A 26981-nucleotide genomic window follows, 5' to 3' on the forward strand; every position below is an offset into this window, starting at 1 on the left:
ATAACCCAAGCATTAATTAAATTTTATGAAAAAAATAATAACCCTTGCCTTAGCTGCCGGAACCCTGATTGCCTGCAACGATGAGGCGGAAAAAAAAGACAGTATCGCTGTGAATTATCCCGAAACTAAAAAAGTGGATACCGTTACCGATTATTTTGGAACCGAAGTTAAAGATCCCTATCGCTGGCTGGAAGACGACCGCAGCGAGGAGACCGAAAGCTGGGTAGAAGCCCAGAACGAGGTTACTTTCGATTACCTGGAAAAGATCCCGTATCGTGAAAAGTTAAAGCAAAGACTTACTGAATTATGGGATTATGAAAAACTAGGAGCTCCTTTTACCGAAGGTGATCATATCTATTTTTATAAGAACGACGGACTTCAGAACCAGAGCGTGCTTTACAGAAAAAAAGGTCCTGATGCCGAAGCAGAGGTTTTCCTTGATCCGAATAACTTCAGCAAGGACGGAACCACTTCTCTTGCCGGGATGAGCTTCTCTGAAGACGGAAAGAAGGTGGCTTACGCCATTTCTGAAGGCGGGAGTGACTGGAGAAAAGTCATCGTGATGAATACCGAGAACAAGGAGATCCTTGGAGATACCATTAAGGATGTAAAATTCAGCGGACTTTCCTGGAAAGGAAACGATGGCTTCTACTATTCAAGTTATGACAAGCCAGAAGGCAGCGAGCTTTCAGCCAAGACCGATCAGCATAAATTGTATTACCATAAACTGGGAACTGCTCAAAGCGAGGATAAGGTTATTTTTGGTGATAAGTCTGAACAAAAAAGAAGATATGTTGGAGGTAATGTAACCGAAGACAACCGTTATTTGATCATTTCTGCAAGAAATTCGACCTCAGGCGGTGAACTTTACCTGATGGACCTTCAAAAACAAAATCCGGAACTGGTAAGTATTATTGATAATATGGATACTGACAGTTACGTGATCGATAACGAAGGAAGCAAGCTTTATATCGTGACTAACCTGGATGCGCCAAACAGAAGGATCGTAACTGTAGATGCGTCTAATCCTTCTCCAGAGAACTGGGAAGACTTTATTCCTGAGACAGAAAATGTATTAAGTCCATCTACAGGTGGAGGCTATTTCTTTGCGGAATATATGGTAGATGCCATTTCCCAGGTCAAGCAATATGATTATGATGGTGAACTGGTAAGGGATGTAGAACTTCCTGGAATTGGTTCAGCAGGTGGATTTGGAGCGAAAAAGGATGAAGATGTTCTTTACTATTCGTTCACTAATTATGTTACTCCGGGAACCATTTACAAGTATGATATCGAGGAGGGAACTTCAGAAGTTTACAACAAACCAAATATCGATTTCAATTCAGAAGACTATACCAGCGAGCAGGTGTTCTATACTTCCAAAGACGGCACTAAAATACCAATGATCATTACCTATAAAAAAGGTACTGAAATGAATGGCAAGAATCCAACACTTCTATACGGCTATGGTGGATTCAATATCAGTCTTACACCTGGATTCAGTACCGCTAACAGCGTATGGCTGGAGCAGGGAGGTATTTACGCTGTTCCAAACCTTCGCGGAGGCGGAGAATACGGAAAAGGGTGGCATGATGCCGGTACCAAGCTTAAAAAACAAAACGTATTTGACGATTTTATCGCAGCTGCGGAATATCTGATCGAGAACAATTACACTTCTAAAGATTATCTTGCGATTCGTGGAGGTTCAAATGGTGGACTGCTTGTTGGTGCTACCATGACCCAGCGTCCAGACCTAATGAAAGTTGCTCTTCCAGCCGTTGGAGTGATGGATATGTTAAGATATCACACCTTTACTGCAGGTGCCGGATGGGCATATGATTATGGAACTGCTGAAGACAGCAAGGAAATGTTCGATTATCTATACGGTTATTCTCCTGTTCATAATGTGGAAGCCGGAGTTGAATATCCTGCAACCCTTGTAACTACGGGAGATCACGATGACCGAGTGGTGCCAGCACATTCATTCAAGTTCGCTGCAGAACTTCAGGAAAAACAGGCTGGTGATGAGCCGGTATTGATCCGTATCGAAACCAAGGCGGGGCATGGAGCCGGAAAACCTACCAGCAAGATCATCGAAGAATATGCTGATATCTTCGGGTTCACTCTTTACAATATGGGCTTTGAGGCTTTGCCGAACGAGATTGATAAAAATGTAAAAGGTTAATTCAATTCAATCCCAAAAATTTTTAAACGCCGGCCTAGTGCCGGCGTTTTTTATTTCACTTTGATTAATCGATCTCCTTTAAGATAAAAACCCTCCTCCGCCTCATATAGGATGGCTTCATCATCATCTGAATAAGACCTTAAGATCACGAAATCCTCCTCGATAAATTGATGTAAACGCCTTACTTTTTCTTCATCATTACAGGCTTTACCAATAATATGATATTTCCCGTCCCGATATTCAGTTTGAGTTCCAATTACTTTCACAGGCAAGATGGTCTCCAGGTATTTAACATAGATCTCATAAGCGCCGGTGACAACATACACTTCAATTCCATTTTGAATGCTCCTATTGATTTCGTCCAGAAATTCTTTCCTGAATTGCTCCGGAAATTCCCTTTCCCAGTATTCTTCAGCCAATTTCTGAACCTCTCCCGGTTCCAGACCGTTCAGATATTCATAAAACCGATCTTTAAACCAGGTCTTATCAGCAAGATCCAGGCTATAGACCAGCCCGGCATATAACATTCGAAAAATTGAAACACACACTCCCTGGTGTTGACGACACAGGAATTTAAAGAACTCGTTTTTCGAGGACTTCTTATAAAGAGTTTTATTAAGATCATAAACCAGGATCCGCTTCATATGCTTCCGCTTATAGCATTAAGATAATAAGCAAAAATCAAATTGATAAATCATTTGAAATCGTAACTTAGATTTTAAAAGTTGGCATGCTCAAATTAAGCAAGGTTTCTTTTAGTTATGACAGGGAACCGGTTCTCCAAAATATCAGTTTAAAGATCAGTGAAGGCCAGAATATCTCGGTTATTGGGGAAAGTGGCTGTGGTAAAAGCACACTGCTTAAGCTCATTTACGGATTGTTACACACCGATGGCAAGATCACCTGGAAAGACCGGGAGCTGAAAGGCCCGAATTTTAACCTCGTACCGGGCGAACCTTTTATTAAGTATCTGGCACAGGATTTTGACCTGATGCTGCCCCTGACCGCTGCCGAAAATGTGGGTAAATTCCTCAGTAATTTTTTTCCAATTAAGAAAAAACGCCGGATCAAGGAATTACTGGAAGTTGTTGAAATGGAAGACGTGGCCAATAAAAAGGCAAAGTTTCTTAGCGGTGGACAGCAACAGCGAATCGCCCTGGCCCGAGCACTTGCCGATGAACCCGAAATTTTGCTTCTCGACGAACCTTTCAGCCATATAGACCATTTCAGGAAGAACAACCTTCGAAGGCGACTTTTCTCTTATCTGAAGGAAAAGAATATCACCTGCATCATTGCGACTCACGACAGTACCGATGCCATGTCGTTTGCAGACAGGACGCTGGTGATCAAAAATGCTGGTATCTATGCCGACGGAAGTCCCGAGCAACTTTATAACAATCCGCCAAACCAGTATGTAGCTTCACTTTTTGGAGATGTGAATCACCTGATGCACAAGAATATTTCGGCAGATTCAGAAAGTAGAAAACGAGTTGTTCTTTATCCCCACGAAATTGGAGTAAACCGGAATTCTAAATTCAAAGCAAGCGTTAAAAATTGCTATTTTAAAGGAGAATCTTATTTAATCGAAGCCAACCTAAACGGGGAGCGAATACTCCTGGAGCATCCTGAAAGTTTGAAGTTGGGAACCAAAATAGGAATTTCAGTTTCAGAAAAACTGATCCAAAAAAGGTTTACCTAACTTTTTGAATATGAATTTTCTTGCCGTTCAGTTCGAATTCCTCCTGCTCCTTTAGGCCTAAAAGCTGTTGAGCCACCGGGGCCTGCACACCAATTGCATAGAACTTTTCACCTTCCACCTCCATCTCACCCGCAGGGATCGAAATAAAATAATTTGCGGCACTGGTATACACGATGCTTCCCACACCAATTTTCTCATTGATCTTTTCCTTCGGAAGCCTGGCTAGAATGTGATCAAGTCTTTCATATTCCCTGAGCTGAACATGGAGCTTGTTCCATTCGATATTGATCATTTCCCTGCCGGTTTCGTATTTATCGCCTGCACTGCTTTTGGATTCATTTTCGAGATCCTCCTTTAGCTGTTCCATGGCGATCGAAATTCGCTGAATTCTTTGCTCCACATATTTCTTACAGGAATTCATTAATTCCAGCCTGACATTATTCATGGTTACATCTATTGTAAAAATCTCACAGGTTTCGGAAACCTGTGAAGTTTGCTTTCATCTTACTCCAAGGAGAATTTGCCATAATTAGACATCTGCCCCACGATCCAGTTCTTCCTTCGCTGGATAAAACTTGAGGCAGGATTAGCCCTGTATTCACGGGGATTTGGCAAGACCGCCGCAATGGCAGCCGACTCATACGCCGTGAGATCTTTAGCGTCCTTTTTGAACCAGTGATAGGCAGCAGCTTCAGCACCGTACACGCCCTTGCCCATTTCGATGCTGTTGAGATAGACCTCAAGAATACGCTCCTTACTCCACAGCATTTCAATCAAAAAGGTGAAGTAGGCTTCCAGGCCTTTCCTGAACCAGGTGCGCCCGGGCCAGAGAAATACGTTTTTAGCAGTTTGCTGTGAAATGGTAGAGGCTCCCCTGATCTTTCTTCCGGAACGGTTGTCTTCCATCGCCTTTTTGATCGCTTCAAAATCGAAGCCCTTGTGTTTTACAAAGTTCTGATCCTCGCTTGCGATCACTGCCAGTTGAAGATGCCTTGAAATATCCTCAATCGGGACCCATTCATGATCGATCTCTTCCTCGGGATGTTCAAAATACCTGATTACCATGAGTGGCGTTGCAGGTACCGGAAGCCATTTATAGACCAGCGTAATAAAAATGCTGAATAAAAAAAGTCCCAGAAGGATCTTGAATATGAATTTAAAAAATCGTTTTATCATGATTTTAAAGCTAAATCTGCCAGTTCCCGACCTACAAGGCTACCTATTGCTACGCCCATTCCGCCAAGTCTAACGCCTGCATAAACATTGGGTGCAATTTGCCTGATAATTGGCTTTTTTTGATCGCCCACTCCCATGATACCGCTCCAGGATCTTTCGATCTCGAAGGGAATATCAGGTAAAATGCAGGTTTTTAATAGTTCTTTTAAGTTATTCTGAATGATTTCGGTAAGGCCGGTTTGATCGGTTTCCTCGGTCTTAAAATCGAGGTTCCTTCCCCCGCCGAAAAGTATGCGGTCGCCGATATTTCTGAAATAATAATAGCCTTTATCCAGGTGAAAAGTACCGCGGAAAGGAAGTTTTTCGAGGGGTTTGGTGATCAGGACCTGGGCCCTTGCCGGCTTAACTTCTTCGATACCAAGCCTGTGACCAAAACCATTGGTTGCTATTAATAAGTTTTTGGAGTGGAGTTCAAGTTGATCGGTTTCGATTTTCACATAATCTGCTGCAGAATCGAAACTTTTTACCTCAACCCGGTTCAATATTTTGATGCCTTCTGAATGTGCTTTTTTAAGCAGGGCGCTCATCATTTTACCAGTATCGATCTGCCCCTCGAATTTGCTGTAGATCAGTTTAGGCTGAATTTTTCTAAATCCAAATTTGTTCTCTTCAAGGCTGAATACCTTATCATGGAACACGGGTTCTAATAATTCATTGATTTCAGGAATTTTCCTGATACATTTAGCATACAACTCCTCATCTTCCGGAACAAATAGCTCATATCCACCATAGTTTTGATAATCGATCTCACGATCACCCAGGTTCTTTCGAAGCAGTTCCAGGCCTTTAACGCGCTTCTTTACCAGTTCCACCACTTCTTCTTCAGAATGCGTTTTAAGATCCTCAAGGATCTCGGAAATACTCCCAAAACAGGCAAAACCGGCATTCTTGGTACTGGCTCCCTCCGGCAGTAATCCTTTTTCGAGAACCAGAATTTTTGAACCAGGATCCAACTCTTTTAGTCTCAATGCGCAATTGAGTCCGGTGATTCCGCTTCCAACGATGGAATAATCGATATTTTGAATCCAGGAGTCGGCTTCCCAGAAGGAGAAATTCATTGATTTTTATTTTGTACTGGTGAAAATACAAAAAACCTCACAGGAATCTGAAACCTGTAAGGCCTATTAGGAGCAATAAAAAACCCCGGTAAAACCGGGGCTTCGTTTATGCTTCATCCATGGGCTTCATTTTGAAGTCTTCCATGAATTTAGTGGTGTAATTACCTTCTATATAATCCGGATGATCCATCAATTGTCTATGGAACGGGATCGTGGTTTTGATACCTTCGATCACGAACTCATCCAGCGCACGCTTCATCTTATTGATCGCCTCTTCCCTTGTCTGGGCGGTTGTGATCAATTTCGCGATCATGGAATCATAGTTTGGTGGAATGATATATCCGCTGTAAACGTGGGTATCGATACGCACCCCGTGACCTCCCGGTGCATGCAGGTTAGTGATCTTTCCTGGTGAAGGACGGAATCCATGATAAGGATCCTCTGCATTGATCCTGCACTCGATGGAATGCAATTGTGGGAAATAATTCTTTCCGGAAATCGGCACTCCGGCAGCAACAAGGATCTGCTCACGGATCAGGTCGTAATCGATCACCTGCTCGGTGATTGGATGCTCAACCTGGATACGGGTATTCATTTCCATAAAGTAGAAATTCCTGTGTTTATCTACCAGGAACTCAACGGTTCCTGCTCCTTCATATTTGATGAATTCAGCAGCTTTTATCGCGGCTTCTCCCATTTTCTTACGAAGCGTATCGGTCATGAAAGGCGACGGAGTCTCCTCGGTAAGCTTCTGGTGACGACGCTGCACAGAGCAGTCTCTTTCAGAAAGGTGACAGGCTTTTCCGCTGCTGTCTCCAACAACCTGGATCTCGATATGGCGAGGCTCCTCAATAAGCTTTTCCATGTACATCCCGTCATTTCCGAAGGATGCATCGGCCTCTTTCCTGGCCGATTCCCATGCGGCTTCCAGGTCTTCCTCTTTCCAAACAGCACGCATCCCTTTACCTCCACCACCGGCGGTAGCTTTCAGCATGACTGGAAACCCGATTTCTTTAGCGACTTTCAGACATTCCTTATAATCCTTCAAAACACCTTCAGATCCTGGGACACAAGGTACTCCGGCTGCTCTCATCGTAGCTTTTGCGGTAGCCTTGTCTCCCATTTTGGAGATCATCTCTGGTGAAGCACCGATAAATTTGATATCGTGCTCTTCACAGATCTTAGAGAACTTTGCGTTCTCTGATAGGAATCCGTATCCCGGGTGAATCGCATCGGCATTGGTGATCTCTGCCGCCGCGATGATATTCGATATTTTTAAATAGGAAAGGTTACTTGGTGGTGGTCCTATACATACAGCTTCATCAGCAAATCTTACGTGAAGACTTTCAGCATCTGCCGTAGAATAGACCGCTACCGTTTTGATACCCATTTCCTTACAGGTACGAATCACCCTTAAGGCGATTTCCCCTCTGTTTGCAATCAATATTTTCTTGAACATACCTAGTTGTTTTTAAAATTCTGAAGCCCTCGAAAAAAGGGCTTGCAGTTGTTAAAACGGGTAGTAAATTATGATGGATCTACAAGGAACAATGGCTGATCGAACTCTACCGGTGAAGAATCCTCCACAAGTACCTTAACGATCTTACCAGTAACCTCACTCTCGATCTCGTTGAACAATTTCATGGCTTCGATCACACAAAGCACATCACCTTCCTTTACGCTGTCTCCAGTCTCTACAAAAGCTGGTTTATCTGGTGAAGGTTTTCTGTAGAAAGTTCCGATGATCGGGGACTTTACGGTGATATATTTAGAATCGTCGGCGGCTGAAGAATCCTTGGATTCCTTCTCGCCAGAACCACTTTCCTGTTGCTGTGGAGCCGGAGCGGCTGGTTGAGGAGCCGAAGGCATTTGCTGCGGCGCATGTTGTTGTCCCATTGGGACATGTTGTACTATGGTAGTTTCCTTATCGTCTGAACCTGTTTTGATAGTGATCTTTACGTCACCGGTTTCGAGCTTTACCTCACTTGCACCAGATTTGGCTACAAATTTAATCAGGTTCTGAATTTCCTTTAAATCCATAATATAGGGTGTTGATTTTTTAAGAATTATAGGCCCATTTCAGGTAAGCCGATCCCCAAGTGAATCCGCCTCCGAATGAAGCAAAAATTAAATTATCTCCTTTTTTAAAATTCTTTTCATAGTCGCTTAATAACAATGGTAAAGTTGCAGAAGTAGTATTTCCATAACGTTCAATGTTCATAAGAACCTTGTTCTCGTCATGCAAATTCATCCTATTTGCAGTAGCATTGATTATTCTTTTATTAGCCTGGTGAGCAACCAGCCAGTCTACATCTTCATTGGAAAGATGGTTCCTTTCCATGATCTGCTCACTTACTCCAGCCATATTGGAAACGGCAAACTTGAATACCGTTTTTCCATCCTGCCTTACAAAGTGTAATTTCTTGGCCACGGTTTCCTCAGTAGGCGGCAAAATAGATCCACCTGCCGCTATCTTCAAGGACTCCCGTCCAATAGCATCGCTTCTCAGTATCTCGTCCTGTAACCCCAGCCCTTCTTCATTAGGCTCCATTAATACTGCACCGGCCCCGTCACCAAAGATGATGCAGGTAGTACGATCGGTATAATCAATGATAGAGGACATTTTATCGGCTCCGATAAGCAAAACTTTTTTATACCTCCCGGATTCGATATAGGCTGCCGCCGTAGACATTCCATATAAGAAACTAGAGCAGGCTGCCTGCAGGTCATATGAAAAGGCATTGGTAGCGCCAATTTCGGTGGCCACGTAAACTCCAGTAGAAGCCACAGGCATGTCTGGAGTGGCAGTCGCCATGATCACTAAATCTATTTCTTTGGGGTCCAGGTTCGTTTTTTCAAGAATTTCCTTTGCGGCCTGGATTCCTAGGTAAGAAGTTCCCTTTGCGGGGTCTTTGAGAATTCGACGTTCTTTAATTCCGGTTCTGGTGGTAATCCATTCATCATTCGTATCCACCATTTCTTCCAACATCTTGTTGGTTAAAATATCTTCTGGCACATAGCCTCCTACAGCCGTGATTGCTGCCGTGATTTTACTCATAAAATTGAATTTAATTCACTCATCACCGGTTCCAAATAGAATTCGTCAATCATAGAAAATTACTAAAATTAATTCTAACCGGCGTGCAAATTAAGGTCTTTTTAGGACTTATTCAACTAAAAACAAAAAACTCCCACAAAGTGAGAGTTCCTTAATTTTTTATGAAGCTCTATTGTTAAATTAAGCTTCTATTTCTTCGGTATTATCGATCAATACCTGGCCACGGTAATACAATTTACCTTCATGCCAGTGAGCTCTGTGATAAAGGTGAGGTTCACCTGTTACAGAATCTACAGCCACTTTTGGAGCTGAAGCTTTATAATGTGTTCTTCTTTTATCTCTTCTGGTTTTCGAGATTTTTCTCTTTGGATGTGCCATGGCTTCCTGTTAATTATTCGTTTAGTAAATTTTTTAATTTGTCCCAGCGAGGATCTGTCTCGTCCTCATTTTTCTTTTTCTGATTTTTCAAACTCAGCTCTTCGAGCCTGTCGAGTACTTCAGATTCCAGTGTTCCATCTTCAACTCCAGGATGAATACGCTTGGCAGGTACCGAAAGCACCACCAGTTCGTAAATATATTGCTGGATATTTACCTCAAATTCTCCATGAGGTATGATCAGCAGATCTTCATCTTCATCGTTGAATTCATCCCCAAACTTTATCACCAGAAATAAACTGCTGTCTATTGGCTGATCATAAGGTTCGTTAGTAAGATCACAATTTACATTCACTGTTCCCGTTGCCTTAAAAGTCAACTCCATCATGGTAGTTTTCTTTTCGAACAACAGGTCGATCTTTACATCTACACTATTGAATTCGTCGTACTCAAAATGTTCAAAGAACCTGTTATCTAACTCATACTCAAACTGGTGTTTCCCAAGCTTTAATCCCTTAAAAGGAATCGTAAACTCTGCTAAATTCCTCATCTCTCCTCAGTTTTGAGTGCCTAACGTTGCCGTAAAGGCGGGTGCAAAGATATAAAAATTAATCAATTAAGGCCTTTTTATAAACAAATTTTTGTTTATATCTTCTTGCCTTGTTTTTTTAACGGATTTTCGGTTAGAATCTTATATTCTTCCCGGGCTTTATAAATCTCGATAGCCTTAAAAACTGCCTCTTTAAACGAATTGATATTCGCTTCATTCTTCCCGGCAATTTCAAATGCTGTTCCATGGTCGGGTGAAGTCCTCACCTTTTTTAATCCTGCCGTATAATTCACACCCATTCCAAAGGAAAGAGTTTTAAAAGGAATTAGTCCCTGGTCGTGATAACTCGCAACCACGGCGTCAAAATTCTTATAATTCTTGGAACCGAAAAAGCTATCGGCAGAATAAGGCCCGTAAACCAGATCTCCTTTATCACGTATTTTCTGAAGAGTAGGTTTAAGAATCTCTTCATCCTCTTTCCCAATTACTCCATTGTCTCCACTATGCGGATTGATTCCTAAAACAGCAATTTTAGGTTTCGAAACCCTGAAATCCTGTTTAAGGGTCTGCTGAATGATCTTTACTTTCTTTTCGATCAGTTCCGGAGTAATGACAGAAGCAATATCTTTCAAAGCAACGTGATCTGTGAGCAACCCGATCTTAAGGTTATCGGTGATCATGAACATTAAACTTTCCCCACCTAGCTCTCTTGCAAGATAATCTGTATGTCCAGGAAAGTTGAATTTTTCAGATTGTATGGTTGCTTTGTTAATGGGAGCGGTCACCAGCACATCAATCTCATCATTTTTCAAAGCCATCGTGGCAGCTTCAAGCGATTTAAAAGCATAATTACCAACCTCGGTATCTTCCTCGCCAAAATTAATTTTGACATTCTCTTTCCACACATTCATGACATTTATCTTCCCGTCGATCGCTTTGGAAGGATGATCTATTCCCTGGAAATTCAGAGAGAGGTTATATTGCTTTTTTAAAAAATTGATGATCTTAGAGGACGCAAAGATGATCGGGGTACAAAATTCCAGCATCCTGGTATCATCGAAGGTCTTTAGCACAATCTCGCTTCCAATTCCGTTAAGGTCTCCAATGCTTATTCCTAATTTGATCATTTCGGCATGTTTCATATACTTTCCCGATATAATATTTTAATTTTACTCACAAATGTAACCATTATTATACAATACCATGTTCACAGGGATCGTAGAAGAAATAGGAAAAATAACCAGGATAAGCAAATCTGGAAATAACCTGGATATCTGGGTCCAGGCTCGTTTGACTCCAGAGCTTAAAATCGACCAGAGCGTAGCGCATAATGGCGTATGCTTAACGGTTGTTTCCCTGACCGATACACAATATAAAGTGACTGCCGTTAAGGAAACCCTGGAGAAAACCAATTTGGGTAACTTAAAGACTGGAAGCCAGGTAAACCTGGAAAGAGGTATGAAGCTAGGAGACCGGCTGGACGGACATATAGTTCAGGGTCATGTTGATCAAACGGCCAAATGTACCCGTGTCCAGGAGGTTGATGGCAGTTGGGAATTCAGTTTTGAGTACGACGCCGATCTAAACAATATTACGATCGAAAAAGGATCGATCACTATCAATGGTGTAAGCCTTACCGTGGTAAATTCAAAAAGGAATTCATTTAGCGTAGCTATTATTCCGTATACTTATGCACACACCACCTTTAAAAAGTTAAAGGAAGGAGATACGGTAAACCTGGAATTTGATGTAATTGGTAAATACGTAAAAAGGATTCAGGAATTAGGCTGAGAAATTTCAAAATCCCGTAGCTTAAAACAGCCGTACATCACTCCTACCGCCATTAACAAATATACATAATCATCTATAGGTAAGCAGAGACCAGGTGGCGGCGGAGTACCGCCTCCTCCAGTTCCCGGATCGCACGGGGGACCATCATGAGATTTAGTTCCAGGTTGAGGAGGATTCTCCTTATCCTGAGAAAACCCAGCAATAGAAATTCCAAAGCTGAAAATAATTACCAAAAAAATGTGTCTTACCTGCCCCATTGACGCTAGGTTAATATTTTCGGCGAAAGCCCTATTTATAAGTTAATTTTCAGAAGATTATAATCTAAAGTAAGAATTTTCAATCAATAACAAACCCTAAGGTCCTGTCATATACGGATATACAATTCTTACTTTAAAATTTACGCAATAAACAATCATAAGGTTTTAGTTTATTCTAACGTTTGGATATAAACTTAAAAACGCTGTGATTCAATCGATTATCAACATGTATTTATTTCAAATGTATTGAATTAGTGAATTGAATTCCTAATAAAATGCCAATTTTTACTTTACGAGGCTTAAAAATAATTGTCTACTGTAGTTTTTTGGGTAGGAAATTATAAAATTTGATTTTAATTCATAAGTGAGTAGGCTATGATTTAATTAAGGATCATAAAGTAAGAACTATTCCAATTTAGAAGCAAAAAAGCCCTGCATTTCTGCAAGGCTTCTGTTTAAAAGTGGTCCCACTTGGGCTCGAACCAAGGACCACCTGATTATGAGAATTCGATTTTAACATTTTTTCTAAGTCAAAAACCACTTATTTTTATGATTTTCAGCTATTTACATTTTATTTGTGTTCAATTGATTTCATTTAATATCAAACAAATAAGTGTGCATTACATGTGATTTTCCCGAAAAATTAGGGGCATAATTCGTAAATTATCTTCTCAATTTTCAATTTACTAATATGCAAACCAGTGCCAACTTAGCCATCGATAAGAGGAGGATAAAAAAGGACCAAACCTTCACTATAATTATTAGACTTTGTCATTTTCAAAAAACAACTTCCATATCCACTGGTAAATCTATTCCTTTACATTTTTGGGATAATAAAAATAAGAAAGTAAGATCAATTTATGGTCGGAAAAGCGAGGTTAATTTGTTGAACCAATTTCTTTATGAACAATTAGGGAAGGCAAGAAATATCATCAACATTCTGGAATTGAAAAATGAACTAAGATTCCTATCCATAAATCAGGTCAAGGAAAGAATTAGTAAACGAAGAAAGTTTGATTCCTTTTTAGAATATGGAGACAATCTAGTTGAAGAATTAATCAAAGCCAATCGAATTGGAAGTGCCAAATCCTATAGAGGATTACTAACTAGATTAAGGTCCTATACCAAGAAAAAAGATCTAAAGTTTAATGATATTAACTATGAGTTTCTTGTGAATTTTGAAACATTTCATTTATCCAATAATAATTCTTTAAACGGACTTGCATCTTACTTAAGAACGCTTAGATCTATATATAATAAAGCAATAAAAGACAGATTGATCGAGAAAGAAGCTTATCCTTTTAAGGATGATCAAATTAAAACTACACCTACCTCTAAAAGAGCTATTCAATATGAAAGTGTTTTGAAACTACTACATTATAAAACAGAGAAAGGCTCCTGGCCCTTTCATTATAAAAATTACTTCCTGATATCCTATTTGCTTTTTGGAATGTCATTCATAGATATGGCTTTTCTTAAAAAGAAAAATATTGTTGGTGATAGAATAAAATTTCAAAGAAAAAAAACATCTAAAAATTATAATATTCTTATTACCGATCAACTATGGGAAATTCTGGATTTCTATTTAGTAGATAAGGAATATGACGATTTTATTCTACCCGTTCTAAATTCTGAAACTTTGATTGAACAGTATAAACAGGTACAAGAAGCCAGAAATCGATATAATAAAGGATTAAGGAGAATTGCTAAACAATGTGGAATAAAGGAATATCTTACTTCCTACGTTTCAAGGCATAGTTTTGCAACCCACGCAATGTTAAAAGATATCCCTCTTCATGTGATTTCCTCGATGCTAGGCCACTCTAAACTGAACACAACTCAAATTTATTTGGATTCATTGCCAACTAATGTTCTTGATAAGTATCATAAACAGTTGGAATTGATATAAACTCTTTAACTTATTTATCTAAGCTTATCGACTAGACATATAAATAGTAACCTCATAAATGGTTTGATGTAGTTAACTTTTATTACGGAAGGAAAACTAACTATCAATCGAGGGAATGAAATTTAACTAAACTAGCATGATTTTCTATTTCTCCGTTAATTTATTTTTTGCTGTGATAGAAGTTCTTTTTCTATAATATTCTGGATTTTCAAAACAAACCCTTCCTCGAATAATTCCGGGATGAACTCTTACTTTTTTTGAAAACTCGTAAATCACCTCATCAGAAAAATGGTCATTAGAAAGAACAAAATCATTCCATTCTTCTAATTGAATTAAATTGTCCTGTGCAAAGTTATCTGCTTGAAACTCTTCTATCTTTTGCTTTGCATTATTAATGAAGAAATTAGCATCCATATAATCAGGATTTGTTAAATGTAGATATACGTGCCCCAATTCATGCATTAAAGTAAATGCAAAATAATCCAATCTTTTATATCGCAAGCTAAGAGCAATAGCCGGGCTACCATCTGACATAAACGTTTTACCTTCTACTGGAGTTTTCGGTGGTCTATCAAGTGTAAAGAATTTAATCCCGTATTTTCTTAGAAGCTTTTTTGTTCTTTCAATAACTTTAGTATTATTGAAAAATATTTCCTTTAATTCATTTATTAGATTTTCCTGATCAATAGGTCTAAATTTACCTACCTTAATCAATTTCGCTTTTGCTTCAGCAACTATCGACCATGTAATTACATTATTCTTTTCTTCAGCAAATTTGGATGATTTTCTAAAGTAATATAAATCATAGTTCTCTATTTTACTCTTCAATCCATCGTAATCTGAAACATTGAAGAGTTTATAAATATTACTAACATCTTCTGAACTTTGAACATCCAGAAAAGGTTGCTTTTTTAAGAATGTAAGAGGAACCAAGTTGTTTTCATCTATTTTCTTCCAATCTTTAATATTAGAATCCCGTTTTTGAAAAGTTTTGTTTTTTTTGGCCTCATATATAGAATAATGTGCTTGTAATTCAAGCCAATATGAAGCTTCCTTAAATCCAGCTGCCTCTAAAGCTAACGCATGATTTACATTAAAATTTCTAGTCCCATTCAGAATATTACTTAATAAAGAGTGAGCTATATCAATTTTAGCCGAAAGTTCTCTTTGTGTAACATTCCTTTCCGTCATAAGCTCTGCTAAGACCTTACCCGGATGTACTACCCTATCCATTGTCATAAAGAGTGAAGTATAATTAATACGCTAAAGTAAATAAAAATTTTTAATCGCCTAATCTGATAATATTCATTTAAGAAACAACCAGATTTATGAGTTCCAAAATTAGAAAAGTGTATTGCTATATTTTATATATTTGCCATATAACAATACCGTAATATACAAAAAATTCTTTAAACAAATAATATGTTTACAATTTTGTTACCATTTTCTTTGGTCTTAAAGAATGTTTAAAGTATATTTGTTCGTGTATGTGAAATTGAAAAAAAATATATATGCAGGATTAGCAAAAAAAAATCCAATCTATTGCGGCAACAATAAATTGGATTAAGCTTATAAGGAAAAAATAGTTGGTTGACTACGCTTGAGGATTAATCCACCTCAACGCCTTTCCTTTTATTCTTCTACAAAGATAAGTTTTTAATCAATATAAAACAAGTTTTTGTCGGGAGATTGCCTGAGCAGTTGTAGGTCTCAACTGTTTTAAAATCAGAAGACTAAAATTATTAATTGGTTAAAAACTTTATTACCATGAAAAACTTTAAAGAACCTTCGAAAGAAGTAAAATTAGAAATTACCGTAAACGGTACACCTAAAAATTGGTCTAAAAGAACACTCGCATACGATGAGATTGTGCAACTAGCTTACGGAGCAACTCCTTCAAATCCTAATACCTATTACACAGTAACTTATAAAAGAGGTCAAGGCCATGGAGAACAAGGGAAGGTCGCCCCGGGTCAAGAAATAAAAGCAACTAATAAAATGAAGCTTTATGTCACAGCTAGTAATAAATCATAGTCCGGATCTAAAAAAACTTCGTGATGAAGGTTACGAAGTTCGAATTATAGGTTCTCATTTAGTCGTGGACAGTATTCCCTATTTAAATTCTACTAAGAATTTAATGTTCGGAAAGTTCATTACAGACATTGTACCAGATCAAACTGGTAAGGCTTCAAAACCTAGAACACATGTTATTCACTTTCAAGGCGACTATCCAAGTAATTTGGATGGTCGTCCTATTGAAAAGATAAGACATAATTCCACAACTAGAAATTTAGGAAGTGGATTGATGGTTAATCATAGTTTCTCAAACAAACCTGCGGGTGGGTTTGAAAATAATTATGATAAGGTGATTCATTATATTAATATAGTCTCTGCTCCGGCAATGGCTATTAATCCTGATGTAACCCCACAGACATATAAGCCAGTGCAAAGTATGGTGGAGGAAAATTCTCCCCTGTGCTATTTGGACACCAATGCAAGTAGAGCTGAAATTGGTGGTCTAATGGAGGTATTCAAAAATCTTCGCATTGGAATTATTGGCTTAGGGGGCACGGGATCCTATATTCTTGATTCGGTAGCTAAAACCCCTGTAAAGGAAATCCACCTCATTGATGGAGATATATTCCTTCAGCATAACGCTTTTAGGTCTCCTGGCGCTGCTTCAATTGAGGATTTATATGGAATGCCAAAAGTTAATTACTACAAAAGGATGTATTCAAGTATGCACCAGGGCATTTTCAGTCATAACTTCTATTTTGATCGAGCCAGACTAAATTCTGTTCTTCCACTTGATTTTGTATTTCTTAGTATTGATAATGGTTTTGAAAAAAAGAAAATTATCAATATCCTGGAGGAACTCGGAATTTCTTTCATTGATGTAGGAATGGGGGTAGAATATAACCCTAAGGGGCTTATAGCAACCATTAGAACTACTGCTAGCACCAAAACCATGCGATCCCACATTAAGGAGAAAAATCGAATTTCCTTTGGCAAGGAAGATGAAGATGAATATTCATCTAATATCCAAATAGACGATTTGAATGCTATCAACGCTAAGTTGGCTGTGATTAAATGGAAAAAGTTTTGTGGTTTCTATCTCGATGATGAGCTCGAGTATCATTCTGTATTTAATATTAATTCAAATATTCTATTGAGTGATGATTTTGAAACATAGTTTTGTAGAATACATTCCCGAGGATATTAAAGAAGATAAACTTTATGTTTCTGTGGAGAATGAGATAATAGTTCATAAATGTTGTTGTGGATGTGGTGAAAAAGTTTTTTTACCCTTATCTCCAGTAGACTGGAAATTTATTTTTGACGGAGAATCTATAACAATTGACCCTTCCATAGGAAATTGGGGAATGGCTTGTAAATCTCACTATTGGATTAAAAATGGTAAAATAGTTTGGTCTAATAACTGGAATCAGGATCAGATCGATGATTGCAGGATTAATGAAACTGTAGAACACCAAAGGTATTTCAATAGTAAAAAGATTTCATTCTGGTCTCGAATAATAAGTTTTTTTAAATCTAATAATTAAAAAAAAGGGGGGGGTACCCCCTCTTTTTTTTACATACATCATTCGGTTCTACATCCTCTTCAAGAATTTTTTATATACCTCCCATTCTTTAGAAATGTTTTCTTCTCAGTTTTTATCAAAAAATTCGAATGGATGATTCTTCGGACTAGTCATCTAAACATAGAAAAAGTGGTTATTAGAAATTAAATGAAAGATTATGAAAATTTAGCCAATTTTAAAACTACACAAGGATTGTTGAAAGATGTACCACTTCATGTAATTTCCTCGATGCTAGGCCACTATAAACTGAACACAACTCAAATTTATCTGGATTCATTACCAACCAATATCCTTGATAAATATCATAAACAGTTAATTCTTGATTGATCTTTAAGTTTATCAAAAAAGGAATTGAGATAACAAATTTATTCTAAAGCAGTTAAACCTATTATAGAATAAACATGCGGTTTACAAAGAACAACCTTGTATGAAGTAAAACAAAATTTTTTTATTTATAATTAGTCTAAATAATATTAAGGTTTTTATATTTGCCCCCAGACAAACTATGTAAAAACCCAAAATGAGACTACTACTACCGCTTCTATTAATTTTAACTTCGATCGCTTACGCCCAAAATTCCAGTTTATCCGGAACAATTACCGATGAGAATAATGTACCTATTCCAGGAGTAAACATTTTACTAAATGGAAATCAAGGTACCCTCACCGATTTTAATGGTTATTATGAATTTAAAAATCTCCAACCGGCTTCTTATAATATGGAGATTTCCTTTTTAGGTTATGAAGATCAAACTGAAGTTATAAATTTAAGTGAAGGCCAGAATAAAGTATTAAATTTTACCCTGGAAACCTCTAATGAAAGTTTACAGGAAATTGAAATAACCGGTAGAAAAGCCAGGTCTTATAAAAATGAATTGACCTACGCCGCCACAAAAACTGCGACTCCAATTAAAGATGTACCTCAGGCTATAAGCTATGTGACCAAAGAAGTTTTTGCAGATCAACAAGCCTACCGGGTAAATGACATTGTAAAAAATGTAAGTGGTGTAAACATGTTCTCTTATTATGATGATTTTACTATGAGAGGATTTCGCTCTGGCGACACTTACATAAATGGCTTAAGAGTTGTAGGCCTTTTTGGTCCTCAACCTCTACTTGCAAATATTGAACGAGTTGAAGTAATTAAAGGACCTTCCTCTGCTATGTTTGGGAATTCAATTCCTGGCGGGGTAATGAACAGGGTTACAAAAAAACCTTTAGCAGATGACCGGAAATCTATAAACTTTACCCTTGGCAGTTTTAATACTCTAAGAACAACAGCTGATTTTACTGGTTCCGTTAATGAAAAGGAAACCCTTCTTTACAGGCTTAACCTTGCTTATGAGAATTCTGATAGTTTCAGAGATCTTCAGGAGTTTAAATCTTATATGATTGCCCCTTCCATATCGTTTTTACCAACTGATAAAACTCGAATTAATTTCGATCTTGTTATCACCAATTTTGATGGAAAATTAGATCGTGGACAGCCAATTTTTGGTGCCAGTGCTGGGACGGATTTAAATTCTACTCCAATATCTTTTGCATTAAACCAAACAAACGATTTTCAAAAGAGCGATGTAGTTTACTCAACATTATCTTTAAACCACAAATTCTCTGATAATATTTCCTTTAATACTTCCTACATGAAATATTTATTTGAAGAGGATTTGGTAGAACATAGAACTTCAAATCAATTTGCAATAGATGGTAACGGAGAACAAATTCCTACTTTAATGGGAATGCAGGTGATTCAACGTCAACGCCAGTTTATAGCGGACAACCTTTCCAGTTATTTTGTTTTTCAAGCAAACACCGGAGCCTTAGATCATAAAATAGTAGCTGGTTTCGATTACATTGAGCAAAAACAACCACGAGGTGGGGCTTCTGCATTTGCGAGAGGTTATAAATTACAAGGAGGGGGCGTTTCAACCAATCCGGCAGATTTTCAAAACTTTCTACTTGATGAAAATGGAAATCCGGTTCCTAATGTTCCACACTTTAACTTGGCAAATCCTACCTATAATCTCGCACAATTAAGTAATTACACCTTTACCCAAAGCCCCAGTCCCGCTACTAGGTATTATACCTATGGTTTGTATGTCCAGGATCAAATAAAATTTAATAAATGGCAGGTATTGCTAGGTGGAAGGCAAGAGTATTATAACGATGTGGTAAATGTTGATCAGGCAGATGAAGAAACAACAACTCAAAATAAATTTTTACCTCGCCTTGGTCTAGTTTACTCTGTTACTAATGCGATAAATTTATATGGTACCTACACACAAAGTTTCCAGCCTCAGGGACTTGCAGCTCAAACAAATCCGAATGTTGGAGGGCCATTTGACCCTGTTACAGCCGAAATGGTAGAATTCGGTGCAAAAGGTGAGTTCTTCAACAAGCGCTTAGGTGCAAACCTTGCTGTATATTATATTGAAAATAACAATATTCTGGTAAATGCTAATGAGCCTGGCAACCCTGAACTGTTAAGACAGAGGGGACAGGAAGAATCAAAAGGATTTGAATTGGATATTAATGGACGAATTCTTCCAAATTTAACCCTTACCGCAAATTATGCCTACAATGAAGCGATTATTTCAGAAAGTGATAATCCAGATGAAATTGGTATTAGAAAAGAAAACGCTCCCTTACACCAGGGTGGGTTTTTCGGAAAATATACTTTTATTGATGGAAAGATTCAAGGCCTAGGAATCAGCTTAGGTTCTAATTTTGTTTCTGAACGAAATACATTCTCTAGCGAATTACAATTACCTTCTTACACTATAGTTGATGCTGGAGTTTCATATAAAGTGGATCGCTTTAATATATCATTTTTACTAAATAATGTTTTCGATAAAACTCATTGGGTAGGAGGTTATGATTATGTAAGATTATTCCCTGGAGCCCCAAGAAACTATTTAATGAGTGTAGGTTATTCTTTCTAATATGAAATTAAAGAAAAAACATTTTTTTCAATTACATAGTTGGATTGGCACCCGGTTGAGCATACTATTTTTTATAGTATGCTTTTCTGGTACTTTAGCCACATTGAGTAATGAAATGGATTGGCTTTTCTTTCCCGAGAGCAGGGTGCGTCCGCAATCAGAATTAGCTGATAGAAATGTTATAGTAAAAAATATTAGCAAACAATATCCCAATGGGGAAATTCAATATTGGGATCTAAAAGAAGAACCTTATTTATGTGATATAGTTTATGTTGGGGTTGATGGCAAAAGAACCTATGTTTTTGTAAATCCCTATACCGGCGAAATTCAGGGAAGCACGAACCTAACATTTCAACGTTTTTTCCGGGATTTACACTATTATCTCTTTATTCCATTTCAAATAGGGCATTTTACGGTATTGGCATTTGGTTTTCTATTGCTTATATCATTGATAACAGCCCTATATTTCTATAAAAAATGGTGGCGTAAATTATTTGAACTACAAACCGGAAAAGGCAGATTAGTACTTTTTAGAAGTATACATAGGCTGGTAGGTTTATGGTCTATTCCTTTCACCATATTATTTTCTATTACGGGAATCTGGTATTTTATGGAACGTGCCAATGTTGGAGGATTATCTGATGCTGTAAACACATCTTCTCCTGATTTCATTCACAATAACGAAAAACAACCGGAAAGAGAACTTACATACAATGTAGATTATGAAAAGGCTTCAAAAATAGCTCAACAAGAAATCCCTGGACTGCAAATTGGTACCATACTTCCACCTACTTCCCCAGAAGCACCGTTCTATTTAACTGGAAAAAGCGAAGTCCCACTGGTCCGAAAAAGAGCAAATCGCGTTTATATAAATCCAAATACCTACGAAACGATAAAAGTCCAAAAAGCTGAAGATATAAGCACTACTATGTGGTTAAACGACATTGCAGATCCGTTGCATTTTGGCTATTGGGGAGGGCTAATTACCAAAATTATTTGGTTCATTTTTGGTCTTGGAATTTCCTCATTAATTCTTACCGGTATTTGGATCACCTTAAAAAGACAGGCCAATAAACGAAAAAAGAAAAGAAAACCGGTAATGGGCATTTGGCGATTTATTAATTGGGGAATATTTCTCGTTTTTGTAGGTTTTATGCACACGATTATTATAACGCGATATAATGCCTCTAATCAAGCCCTCGTTGTGATTTCATTAGGATGGCTCATTTTCGCATTTCTTACTTATTATATTTTTGTGTTCAGACTCAATAAAGCAATAACCAAATCCTGAAAATGGAAGACAGGGATATCCATATTTTATATTACAACCAGTCCGGAATAGGATTTTTATGGAATAATATCCCAACTAAATCTAAAATCCAGCTTGTTTTCAGAGATATGAATCTTGAATTCGAAAAGCCTGAATTAGAATTATTTCGGGAATTAATCAGTAATACAATCACCCACTACTCAGGATGTAAAAAATGTGAAAATCCAGATCATTGCCAGAATATTTTATTGCTTACTCCATTAACAGGCCTAAGTCTAATATTGAGCACGAAAGAGCTAGAATCAATTAAAGATCTGATTGAAGGAGTTATTTTTAACCTGAATTTGGAGAATTTGCTAGATGATTTGATTTTATAAGTTTAGCTAATTTATAAACTTCTGGATAGAAGCGACCTTGCAATTATTCATAATGTAAATTAAACAGGACAAGGCTCATTCCCGCTTATATAACTGGTCCATCCAGGTACAGTAATTTTCTTTTATTTCCGGATTTTCAGCGAAAAAGATTAGGTAGGATTTCAGTTCCGATTCAGAAATAGTTCGATAGATCTGGAATTTCTCTTCTTCTTTAACTTTATTAGAATAATAGAGATATCCTAGCCCAGATAAAAGGAGGAGAAGAATACTTCCAATTAAAACGATGATATAGTTCGGGATAAGGCTGGCTCGTTCCAGTTTATCATTAATATCTCTGAGTAATTCATTTTTTACTTCTTTGCCCTCTTCCTGTTTCTGAAGAAAACTCTGTAGATTCTCATCAATTGCAGCTCTACTAATGGGAATACTCATTTCGTTCAACTCTTTAGATAAGGCTTCCAGTTTTTCCAGCGATGTTTTAAAATCGGCCATTTCATCGGCCATCAATTCCATGATCTCATCTAGTTTTTTCATGCTATTTTCATTTTAATATCCCATACCGGCATCAAGGCCACGTTTAATTACCTGTTTCGCCAGGTCTTTCGCTATTTTATTAGCCATGTTTGTACTTAATTGTACTGTACTATTGATCAGTTTCAGTGTTTTTGGAGCGTCCCTGGATTTTTGATATCCATTATTCTGAGTAATAGATGCAATTAATTTGCTGCCACTCATGGAGCGGTCTACCTCACTACCTTTCAAATTGACGCCCTGGTATTCAAAACGAAAACCCTGCAGCTGATTTGATTTATTGATACTAAGAATCACTTTTACATTACAGGCTTTCATGTTTTTGATATATTCATCCAGGGATTTAGGCCGGGTTTCCATTACTGTGTTATTAACATGTTTAATGGCCAGTCGGTGCCATTTTAATTCCTGTAGCTTTTCATGTTGAACTTCTCTTACCCGGGTAAGACCTAATTGTTTAGCAACATTGTCTGCGGCAATCTGACTTCGCTTACCTATAAAATTGTCTTTATAGACTTCACCCTTTAAACTGATACGGTTCGCATAGATATGAATATGGGTATGCTCTTTATCCTTATGAACAAAACCAATAGCCTGATGATTCTTTAGATCCATCTCTTTAATGAATCGCTGAGCGATCATTTCCAGATCTTGATGGTTTAAATTCTTACCATCTTTGATGGTTGGACTCACCACAAAGCTCAAGGTATTTTTAATGCACCGGTCATTTTGCGATTGGATGATCTTAAACTCATCGGTGATCTCCTCTGGTGTATCGCCGGCCAGATATTGTTTAAGAACCACTTCGGCTTCTTTTTCCTGGTTCCAGCCATATGCGATGGATGCCTGGGTTCGTGATATGGATTGTCCCTTTCCGATCATTTTTGAAAGTTTTGTAGATGGGTTCTAATTTTTTCGGCGAGATCTTCAACTTCTTTAGCCAACCTGGAATCACGATGTTTGAACATATTGCTGATTCGCATAAAGTTGTTCTTGTACTGGATAAGCATCTGGTAACATTCCAGTTGTTCAGGAGTGAGTCTTTCAACAATATTGATTTGAAATGCGGTTAACCGCAAGTATTCCGAAAGTGAAATTCCAGCCCTGGCCGCTCTTTTTTTGAGTAGCTTTTTCTCGTAGATCGAGCATCGAATCTGGATGACTTCCCGTTTCATAATTCTGTCTTTTTAATCTTTGCAACCTCCGGGCGCAAAGCAAGATTGTCATGACAATGACACATCTTGCTTTGCTACTCAAAAACGATTTTAGCTTGTGGAAATCCTGTGTCCACAAGCTAGTTTTTCATTGAGGTCCTTATAGTTTTTATAGCGATAACTCTGGTCTTTTATATTCGGATAATACTTTAATAATTCAGTGGTGTTTTTCTTTCCGGGAAGATCATTATCCAGGTAAAGATCAACTGTTCTATATTTTTGAAAATAAGGGGTGATCTTTTGTAAAAATGAAATGGAGTTTAAACAAATAGCATCTGAATTCTTTAGTTCTTCGGGGTACAATTCAGCGATGGATAACAGGTCAAACATACCTTCACATACCACCAGAATATCCTTCTGATTTTTAATGAATGTATAGGTCTTTGGGGATGTTGAAGTTTTAAAATAGAGATTGCGCAGTTCCCAGCCGCCTTCGATATTCTGAAGTCCGATGGCATAGTAAATGGAGCCTTTAGATTCATACCAAACCTCTTTGCAATAGGTTCGGGCAACCTGTAAAGAAATACCTCTAGATCTCAGATACTTCCTTAAATGGCTTTTGGAGATCGGTCTTACTTCTATAACCCTGTTGCAGCTATCTTTTTTATAGATATGAGGTTCATGGTTTTGAGTTCTAAATACCGGCAGATCATCTGAAAGGAATTCCAGGGCTTCAGCAACACTACAGTTTGAAACTTTGGATACCAGGTCGATGACATTTCCACCTTCACCTATTCCGAAGTCGTACCATCGGTTTAGTTTTAAAGATACCTTGAAAGAGGCCTGTGTTTCTGACCGAAGGGGACTCAGAAACCAGGCTTCTTTCTCTGTTGTCTTACTGGGAAAGTGCCCCAGTTTTGCGAGTGTTTGCACGATGCAAATACTGCGGGCTCTTTCACAGGTTAATTTTTTTAAATTCATTTTTTCAAATTTTAGTTACCTACTTACCTATTGCAGCAGTAGCAAGGCTTTTCAAATAAAAATGCTACTTACCTTATCTTACCTATCTTACCTGGATTCCTGTTTTTAGGTAACTTAGGTAAGATGAATCTAGTTTTACTTACCTGGCTGAATGTCCCGCTATCATTCGGTTTCACAGATTTTAGGTAAGTAGGTAAGTGACTTTTATATTTTTTAAATTATTTCTTTCATGGTTTACCTAAACAAAGCCCTCACCCCTGGACGGGGTTTTGTTTAGGTAAACGGATGAAAGACTTTCCTTCCTTTTTTATTTCAATAGCATTTTCATTATTGCTATTTAGCCATGTTTAGTATCCCGTCAGTCTTTTCTTAATTTTGTCATCATTTTCATTTTGATGACAGTTTGATGACATTTTGATGACAGCCTAAACCCTTACTATTACTGGGCTCATCTTATTCTGTCATCAATTCATCAAAAAAAAGAGAGAATCAAAAGCTTTTCCCTGAAAAGTCCGTTTCAAAATGATGAATTGATGACAACACATGGGAACCCCCTGTGAATACTGGTATTTCCCTGTCATCATTTTTTCATCAAATCATCATTTTTGTTCGAGCCAGTAGAATCTACTCGACCTTCTCTTCCTCAAACTGCTGCTGTAAGAACATTTTAGTTATGGTGAAATAGCGCCCTTTAGCTTCCTTCCAGTTAATATCTCCATCAGCGTAAGTGACAAAGCGCAAGTAGCTATTAGAGTTCGATTGACTGGAAAGTTTCCAGTCTCTTTTAAAGATCTTCCGGATCTGGGTCAGGTCAGTTCGTACCCGGGATTTACCCAGGGCATTTAAAACATCTACCGGACATACTTTGATCTCCTCAGAATTATCTGTTTCCATGATGGCAAGTAGTAAACTGGCCATCTCCTTCTCCACCCGGTTCCTGTTATTATGAACCAGCCTTTTTAAGGCTTTGGTTTCTAATTGCTCAGGAGTAAACCACATACGCGTTTTCTTGCTTGTATTCATTTCCCGATTCGAAAGAAAATAGAGAAATGCCGGGATCTCATTTTGTAGTTTTTCTAGTAATTCGGTTTCTTCCTTTTCGGCCCTGGGTACTTTAAGAACCCAGAAGCGGGTTTCATGTTGGTCGATCTTGATAAAGTTTTCCTCATTATTACTGCAGAGGATAAACTTGCCAAAAAACTCTACTTCCCTCTTATCCTTTCCTTTTGCCTCAAGCTTGTTATAATTAGTGGTACTGAGGTATTTGATACGCTCGGTGAGTTCTTCCTTATTAAACAGCACTTCATCCACACAGATAAGCAGTTTATTAGTCCAGTCGGAATTGAACTGGCTACTGAAATCATCATTGAGCAAATAGGAAAGGTTCCCCTGGAAGATGTTCTTTAGCCATTTTAGAAAGGAGCTCTTTCCAGTAGAGCGTTCCTGAGAAACAAGGCAAAGAATGGGAAGAATCTGAGTGGGTTTGGTATACAATAACTGCAGGTAGTCCAGCCCGAGTTCAGCATGAGAACCGAAAATATGATTGATGAATGCTAAAGATCGATTGATACTTCCTTCCTCTGGACTATGGCTCAAGGGAGCATAGGTATTATAAAAATTATGGAAGGTCGATTGAAAGTTAAGATGGTCTGGAATGCAAGTGAAGCCATCAAATTTAGGGATTTGGGCTAGAAAGGTCTTACCATGATCCTGGCGGATAGTTTCGATATTCCAGGGAATCAAATTTTGATTCGTATGCCCTGAAATAGTAGGAATTTTCACCAGTTTAAAATACTGAGTTCCTACTCTAAAATATATGTTTTCCTTCTCCAAAATAGACCAGTAAGTACATGACCTATTAAAAGTAAACAAACATTTTATAATTACGAAATTAATAACAAAATACTACTATTTATGAATATACGTCAAAATATATCATTTAATATCAACTATTATGAATATATTTCAAATAAATTTAATATAAATACAAATGATATATTTTGAATG

Annotated in this window: 27 protein-coding genes; 10 read left to right on the plus strand and 17 right to left on the minus strand. The window is 37.8% G+C overall.

From position 1 onward, the window contains the following. Positions 1-25 precede the first annotated feature (25 nt). The gene (locus MKO06_RS04870; protein WP_241549534.1) at positions 26-2185 is read left to right on the plus strand and encodes a prolyl oligopeptidase family serine peptidase; all 2160 of its coding nucleotides are present in this window, start codon (positions 26-28) and stop codon (positions 2183-2185) included. Positions 2186-2235: 50 nt separating this feature from the next. On the opposite strand, the gene MKO06_RS04875 is transcribed toward MKO06_RS04870, so the two are convergent. Further along, positions 2236-2829: an HAD family hydrolase gene (locus MKO06_RS04875; protein ID WP_241549535.1), complete on the minus strand. Its 594-nt coding sequence runs from the start codon at positions 2827-2829 to the stop codon at positions 2236-2238. Between the two features lie 86 nt (positions 2830-2915). Here MKO06_RS04875 and MKO06_RS04880 point away from each other — a divergent pair, with 86 nt between their 5' ends. Continuing rightward, positions 2916-3884, plus strand: a complete 969-nt coding sequence (locus MKO06_RS04880) for an ABC transporter ATP-binding protein (protein WP_241549536.1) — start codon at positions 2916-2918, stop codon at positions 3882-3884. On the opposite strand, the gene MKO06_RS04885 is transcribed toward MKO06_RS04880, so the two are convergent. The 9 genes from MKO06_RS04885 to pdxA form a co-directional block, all read right to left on the minus strand. Then, the gene (locus tag MKO06_RS04885) at positions 3877-4329 is read right to left on the minus strand and encodes a transcription elongation factor (RefSeq protein ID WP_241549537.1); all 453 of its coding nucleotides are present in this window, start codon (positions 4327-4329) and stop codon (positions 3877-3879) included. The genes MKO06_RS04880 and MKO06_RS04885 overlap by 8 nt on opposite strands. Positions 4330-4388: 59 nt before the next feature. Continuing rightward, positions 4389-5060 carry a monofunctional biosynthetic peptidoglycan transglycosylase gene (mtgA, locus tag MKO06_RS04890; RefSeq protein WP_241549538.1) on the minus strand — a complete coding sequence of 224 codons (672 nt, stop codon included), beginning with the start codon at positions 5058-5060 and terminating at the stop codon, positions 4389-4391. Continuing rightward, complete coding sequence (locus MKO06_RS04895) at positions 5057-6178, minus strand: NAD(P)/FAD-dependent oxidoreductase (protein WP_241549539.1); 1122 nt, start codon at positions 6176-6178, stop codon at positions 5057-5059. The genes mtgA and MKO06_RS04895 overlap by 4 nt, the downstream gene beginning before the upstream one ends. A gap of 106 nt (positions 6179-6284) precedes the next feature. Further along, positions 6285-7637 carry an acetyl-CoA carboxylase biotin carboxylase subunit gene (gene accC / locus MKO06_RS04900; protein ID WP_241549540.1) on the minus strand — a complete coding sequence of 451 codons (1353 nt, stop codon included), beginning with the start codon at positions 7635-7637 and terminating at the stop codon, positions 6285-6287. 68 nt (positions 7638-7705) lie between these two features. After that, a complete protein-coding gene (gene accB / locus MKO06_RS04905; protein ID WP_241549541.1) occupies positions 7706-8218 on the minus strand; it encodes an acetyl-CoA carboxylase biotin carboxyl carrier protein in 513 nt (170 codons plus the stop codon). A gap of 19 nt (positions 8219-8237) precedes the next feature. Further along, positions 8238-9236, minus strand: a complete 999-nt coding sequence (locus MKO06_RS04910) for a beta-ketoacyl-ACP synthase III (protein ID WP_241549542.1) — start codon at positions 9234-9236, stop codon at positions 8238-8240. A 180-nt stretch (positions 9237-9416) separates the two neighbouring features. Beyond that, positions 9417-9614: a 50S ribosomal protein L32 gene (gene rpmF / locus MKO06_RS04915; RefSeq protein ID WP_156280504.1), complete on the minus strand. Its 198-nt coding sequence runs from the start codon at positions 9612-9614 to the stop codon at positions 9417-9419. 13 nt (positions 9615-9627) lie between these two features. Continuing rightward, positions 9628-10161: a YceD family protein gene (locus MKO06_RS04920; RefSeq protein WP_241549543.1), complete on the minus strand. Its 534-nt coding sequence runs from the start codon at positions 10159-10161 to the stop codon at positions 9628-9630. A 95-nt stretch (positions 10162-10256) separates the two neighbouring features. Then, positions 10257-11303, minus strand: a complete 1047-nt coding sequence (gene pdxA, locus MKO06_RS04925; protein WP_241549544.1) for a 4-hydroxythreonine-4-phosphate dehydrogenase PdxA — start codon at positions 11301-11303, stop codon at positions 10257-10259. 61 nt (positions 11304-11364) lie between these two features. Between pdxA and MKO06_RS04930 the strand changes: the two genes are divergently transcribed. Beyond that, on the plus strand, positions 11365-11952 hold the full coding sequence (locus MKO06_RS04930) for a riboflavin synthase (protein ID WP_241549545.1): 588 nt from the start codon (positions 11365-11367) through the stop codon (positions 11950-11952). Here MKO06_RS04930 and MKO06_RS04935 read toward each other — a convergent pair. Next, a complete protein-coding gene (locus MKO06_RS04935; protein ID WP_241549546.1) occupies positions 11937-12209 on the minus strand; it encodes a hypothetical protein in 273 nt (90 codons plus the stop codon). The two genes, MKO06_RS04930 and MKO06_RS04935, sit on opposite strands and share 16 nt — an antisense overlap. Before the next feature lie 691 nt (positions 12210-12900). On the opposite strand from MKO06_RS04935, the gene MKO06_RS04940 reads away from it, so the two are divergent. Further along, positions 12901-14118 (plus strand): site-specific integrase, encoded by a 1218-nt coding sequence (locus tag MKO06_RS04940; RefSeq protein ID WP_241549547.1) that lies wholly within the window; start codon positions 12901-12903, stop codon positions 14116-14118. A 144-nt stretch (positions 14119-14262) separates the two neighbouring features. Here MKO06_RS04940 and MKO06_RS04945 read toward each other — a convergent pair whose 3' ends face one another. Next, on the minus strand, positions 14263-15351 hold the full coding sequence (locus MKO06_RS04945; RefSeq protein WP_241549548.1) for a HigA family addiction module antitoxin: 1089 nt from the start codon (positions 15349-15351) through the stop codon (positions 14263-14265). Positions 15352-15885: 534 nt separating this feature from the next. Here MKO06_RS04945 and MKO06_RS04950 point away from each other — a divergent pair. The 6 genes from MKO06_RS04950 to MKO06_RS04975 all read left to right on the plus strand — a co-directional run bounded on the left by MKO06_RS04950 (position 15886) and on the right by MKO06_RS04975 (position 22308). After that, positions 15886-16152 (plus strand): multiubiquitin domain-containing protein, encoded by a 267-nt coding sequence (locus MKO06_RS04950; RefSeq protein WP_241549549.1) that lies wholly within the window; start codon positions 15886-15888, stop codon positions 16150-16152. After that, entirely contained in the window at positions 16127-17311 is a 1185-nt protein-coding gene (locus MKO06_RS04955) for a ThiF family adenylyltransferase (RefSeq protein WP_241549550.1), read from the plus strand. Before MKO06_RS04950 ends, MKO06_RS04955 begins: the two co-directional genes overlap by 26 nt. Further along, on the plus strand, positions 17295-17681 hold the full coding sequence (locus MKO06_RS04960) for a ubiquitination-like system serine protease family protein (RefSeq protein WP_241549551.1): 387 nt from the start codon (positions 17295-17297) through the stop codon (positions 17679-17681). Before MKO06_RS04955 ends, MKO06_RS04960 begins: the two co-directional genes overlap by 17 nt. A 559-nt stretch (positions 17682-18240) precedes the next feature. Then, positions 18241-20661, plus strand: a complete 2421-nt coding sequence (locus MKO06_RS04965) for a TonB-dependent receptor (RefSeq protein ID WP_241549552.1) — start codon at positions 18241-18243, stop codon at positions 20659-20661. A gap of 1 nt (position 20662) precedes the next feature. Next, on the plus strand, positions 20663-21952 hold the full coding sequence (locus MKO06_RS04970; RefSeq protein ID WP_241549553.1) for a PepSY-associated TM helix domain-containing protein: 1290 nt from the start codon (positions 20663-20665) through the stop codon (positions 21950-21952). 2 nt (positions 21953-21954) lie between these two features. Then, a complete protein-coding gene (locus tag MKO06_RS04975; RefSeq protein WP_241549554.1) occupies positions 21955-22308 on the plus strand; it encodes a DUF6686 family protein in 354 nt (117 codons plus the stop codon). A 75-nt stretch (positions 22309-22383) separates the two neighbouring features. On the opposite strand, the gene MKO06_RS04980 is transcribed toward MKO06_RS04975, so the two are convergent. The 5 genes from MKO06_RS04980 to MKO06_RS05000 all read right to left on the minus strand — a co-directional run bounded on the left by MKO06_RS04980 (position 22384) and on the right by MKO06_RS05000 (position 26846). Further along, a complete protein-coding gene (locus tag MKO06_RS04980; RefSeq protein ID WP_241549555.1) occupies positions 22384-22842 on the minus strand; it encodes a DUF6730 family protein in 459 nt (152 codons plus the stop codon). Between the two features lie 12 nt (positions 22843-22854). After that, positions 22855-23721, minus strand: a complete 867-nt coding sequence (locus tag MKO06_RS04985; protein ID WP_241549556.1) for a relaxase/mobilization nuclease domain-containing protein — start codon at positions 23719-23721, stop codon at positions 22855-22857. Then, positions 23718-24014 (minus strand): mobilization protein MbpA, encoded by a 297-nt coding sequence (gene mbpA / locus MKO06_RS04990; RefSeq protein WP_241549557.1) that lies wholly within the window; start codon positions 24012-24014, stop codon positions 23718-23720. Before mbpA ends, MKO06_RS04985 begins: the two co-directional genes overlap by 4 nt. Before the next feature lie 90 nt (positions 24015-24104). Next, complete coding sequence (locus tag MKO06_RS04995; protein ID WP_241549558.1) at positions 24105-24974, minus strand: toprim domain-containing protein; 870 nt, start codon at positions 24972-24974, stop codon at positions 24105-24107. Positions 24975-25598: 624 nt separating this feature from the next. Continuing rightward, complete coding sequence (locus tag MKO06_RS05000; protein WP_241549559.1) at positions 25599-26846, minus strand: primase-helicase family protein; 1248 nt, start codon at positions 26844-26846, stop codon at positions 25599-25601. Positions 26847-26981: the final 135 nt, after the last annotated feature.

Origin of the sequence: Christiangramia oceanisediminis, from assembly GCF_022570735.2 — a bacterium.
GTDB classification, from domain to species: Bacteria; Bacteroidota; Bacteroidia; order Flavobacteriales; family Flavobacteriaceae; genus Christiangramia; species Christiangramia oceanisediminis.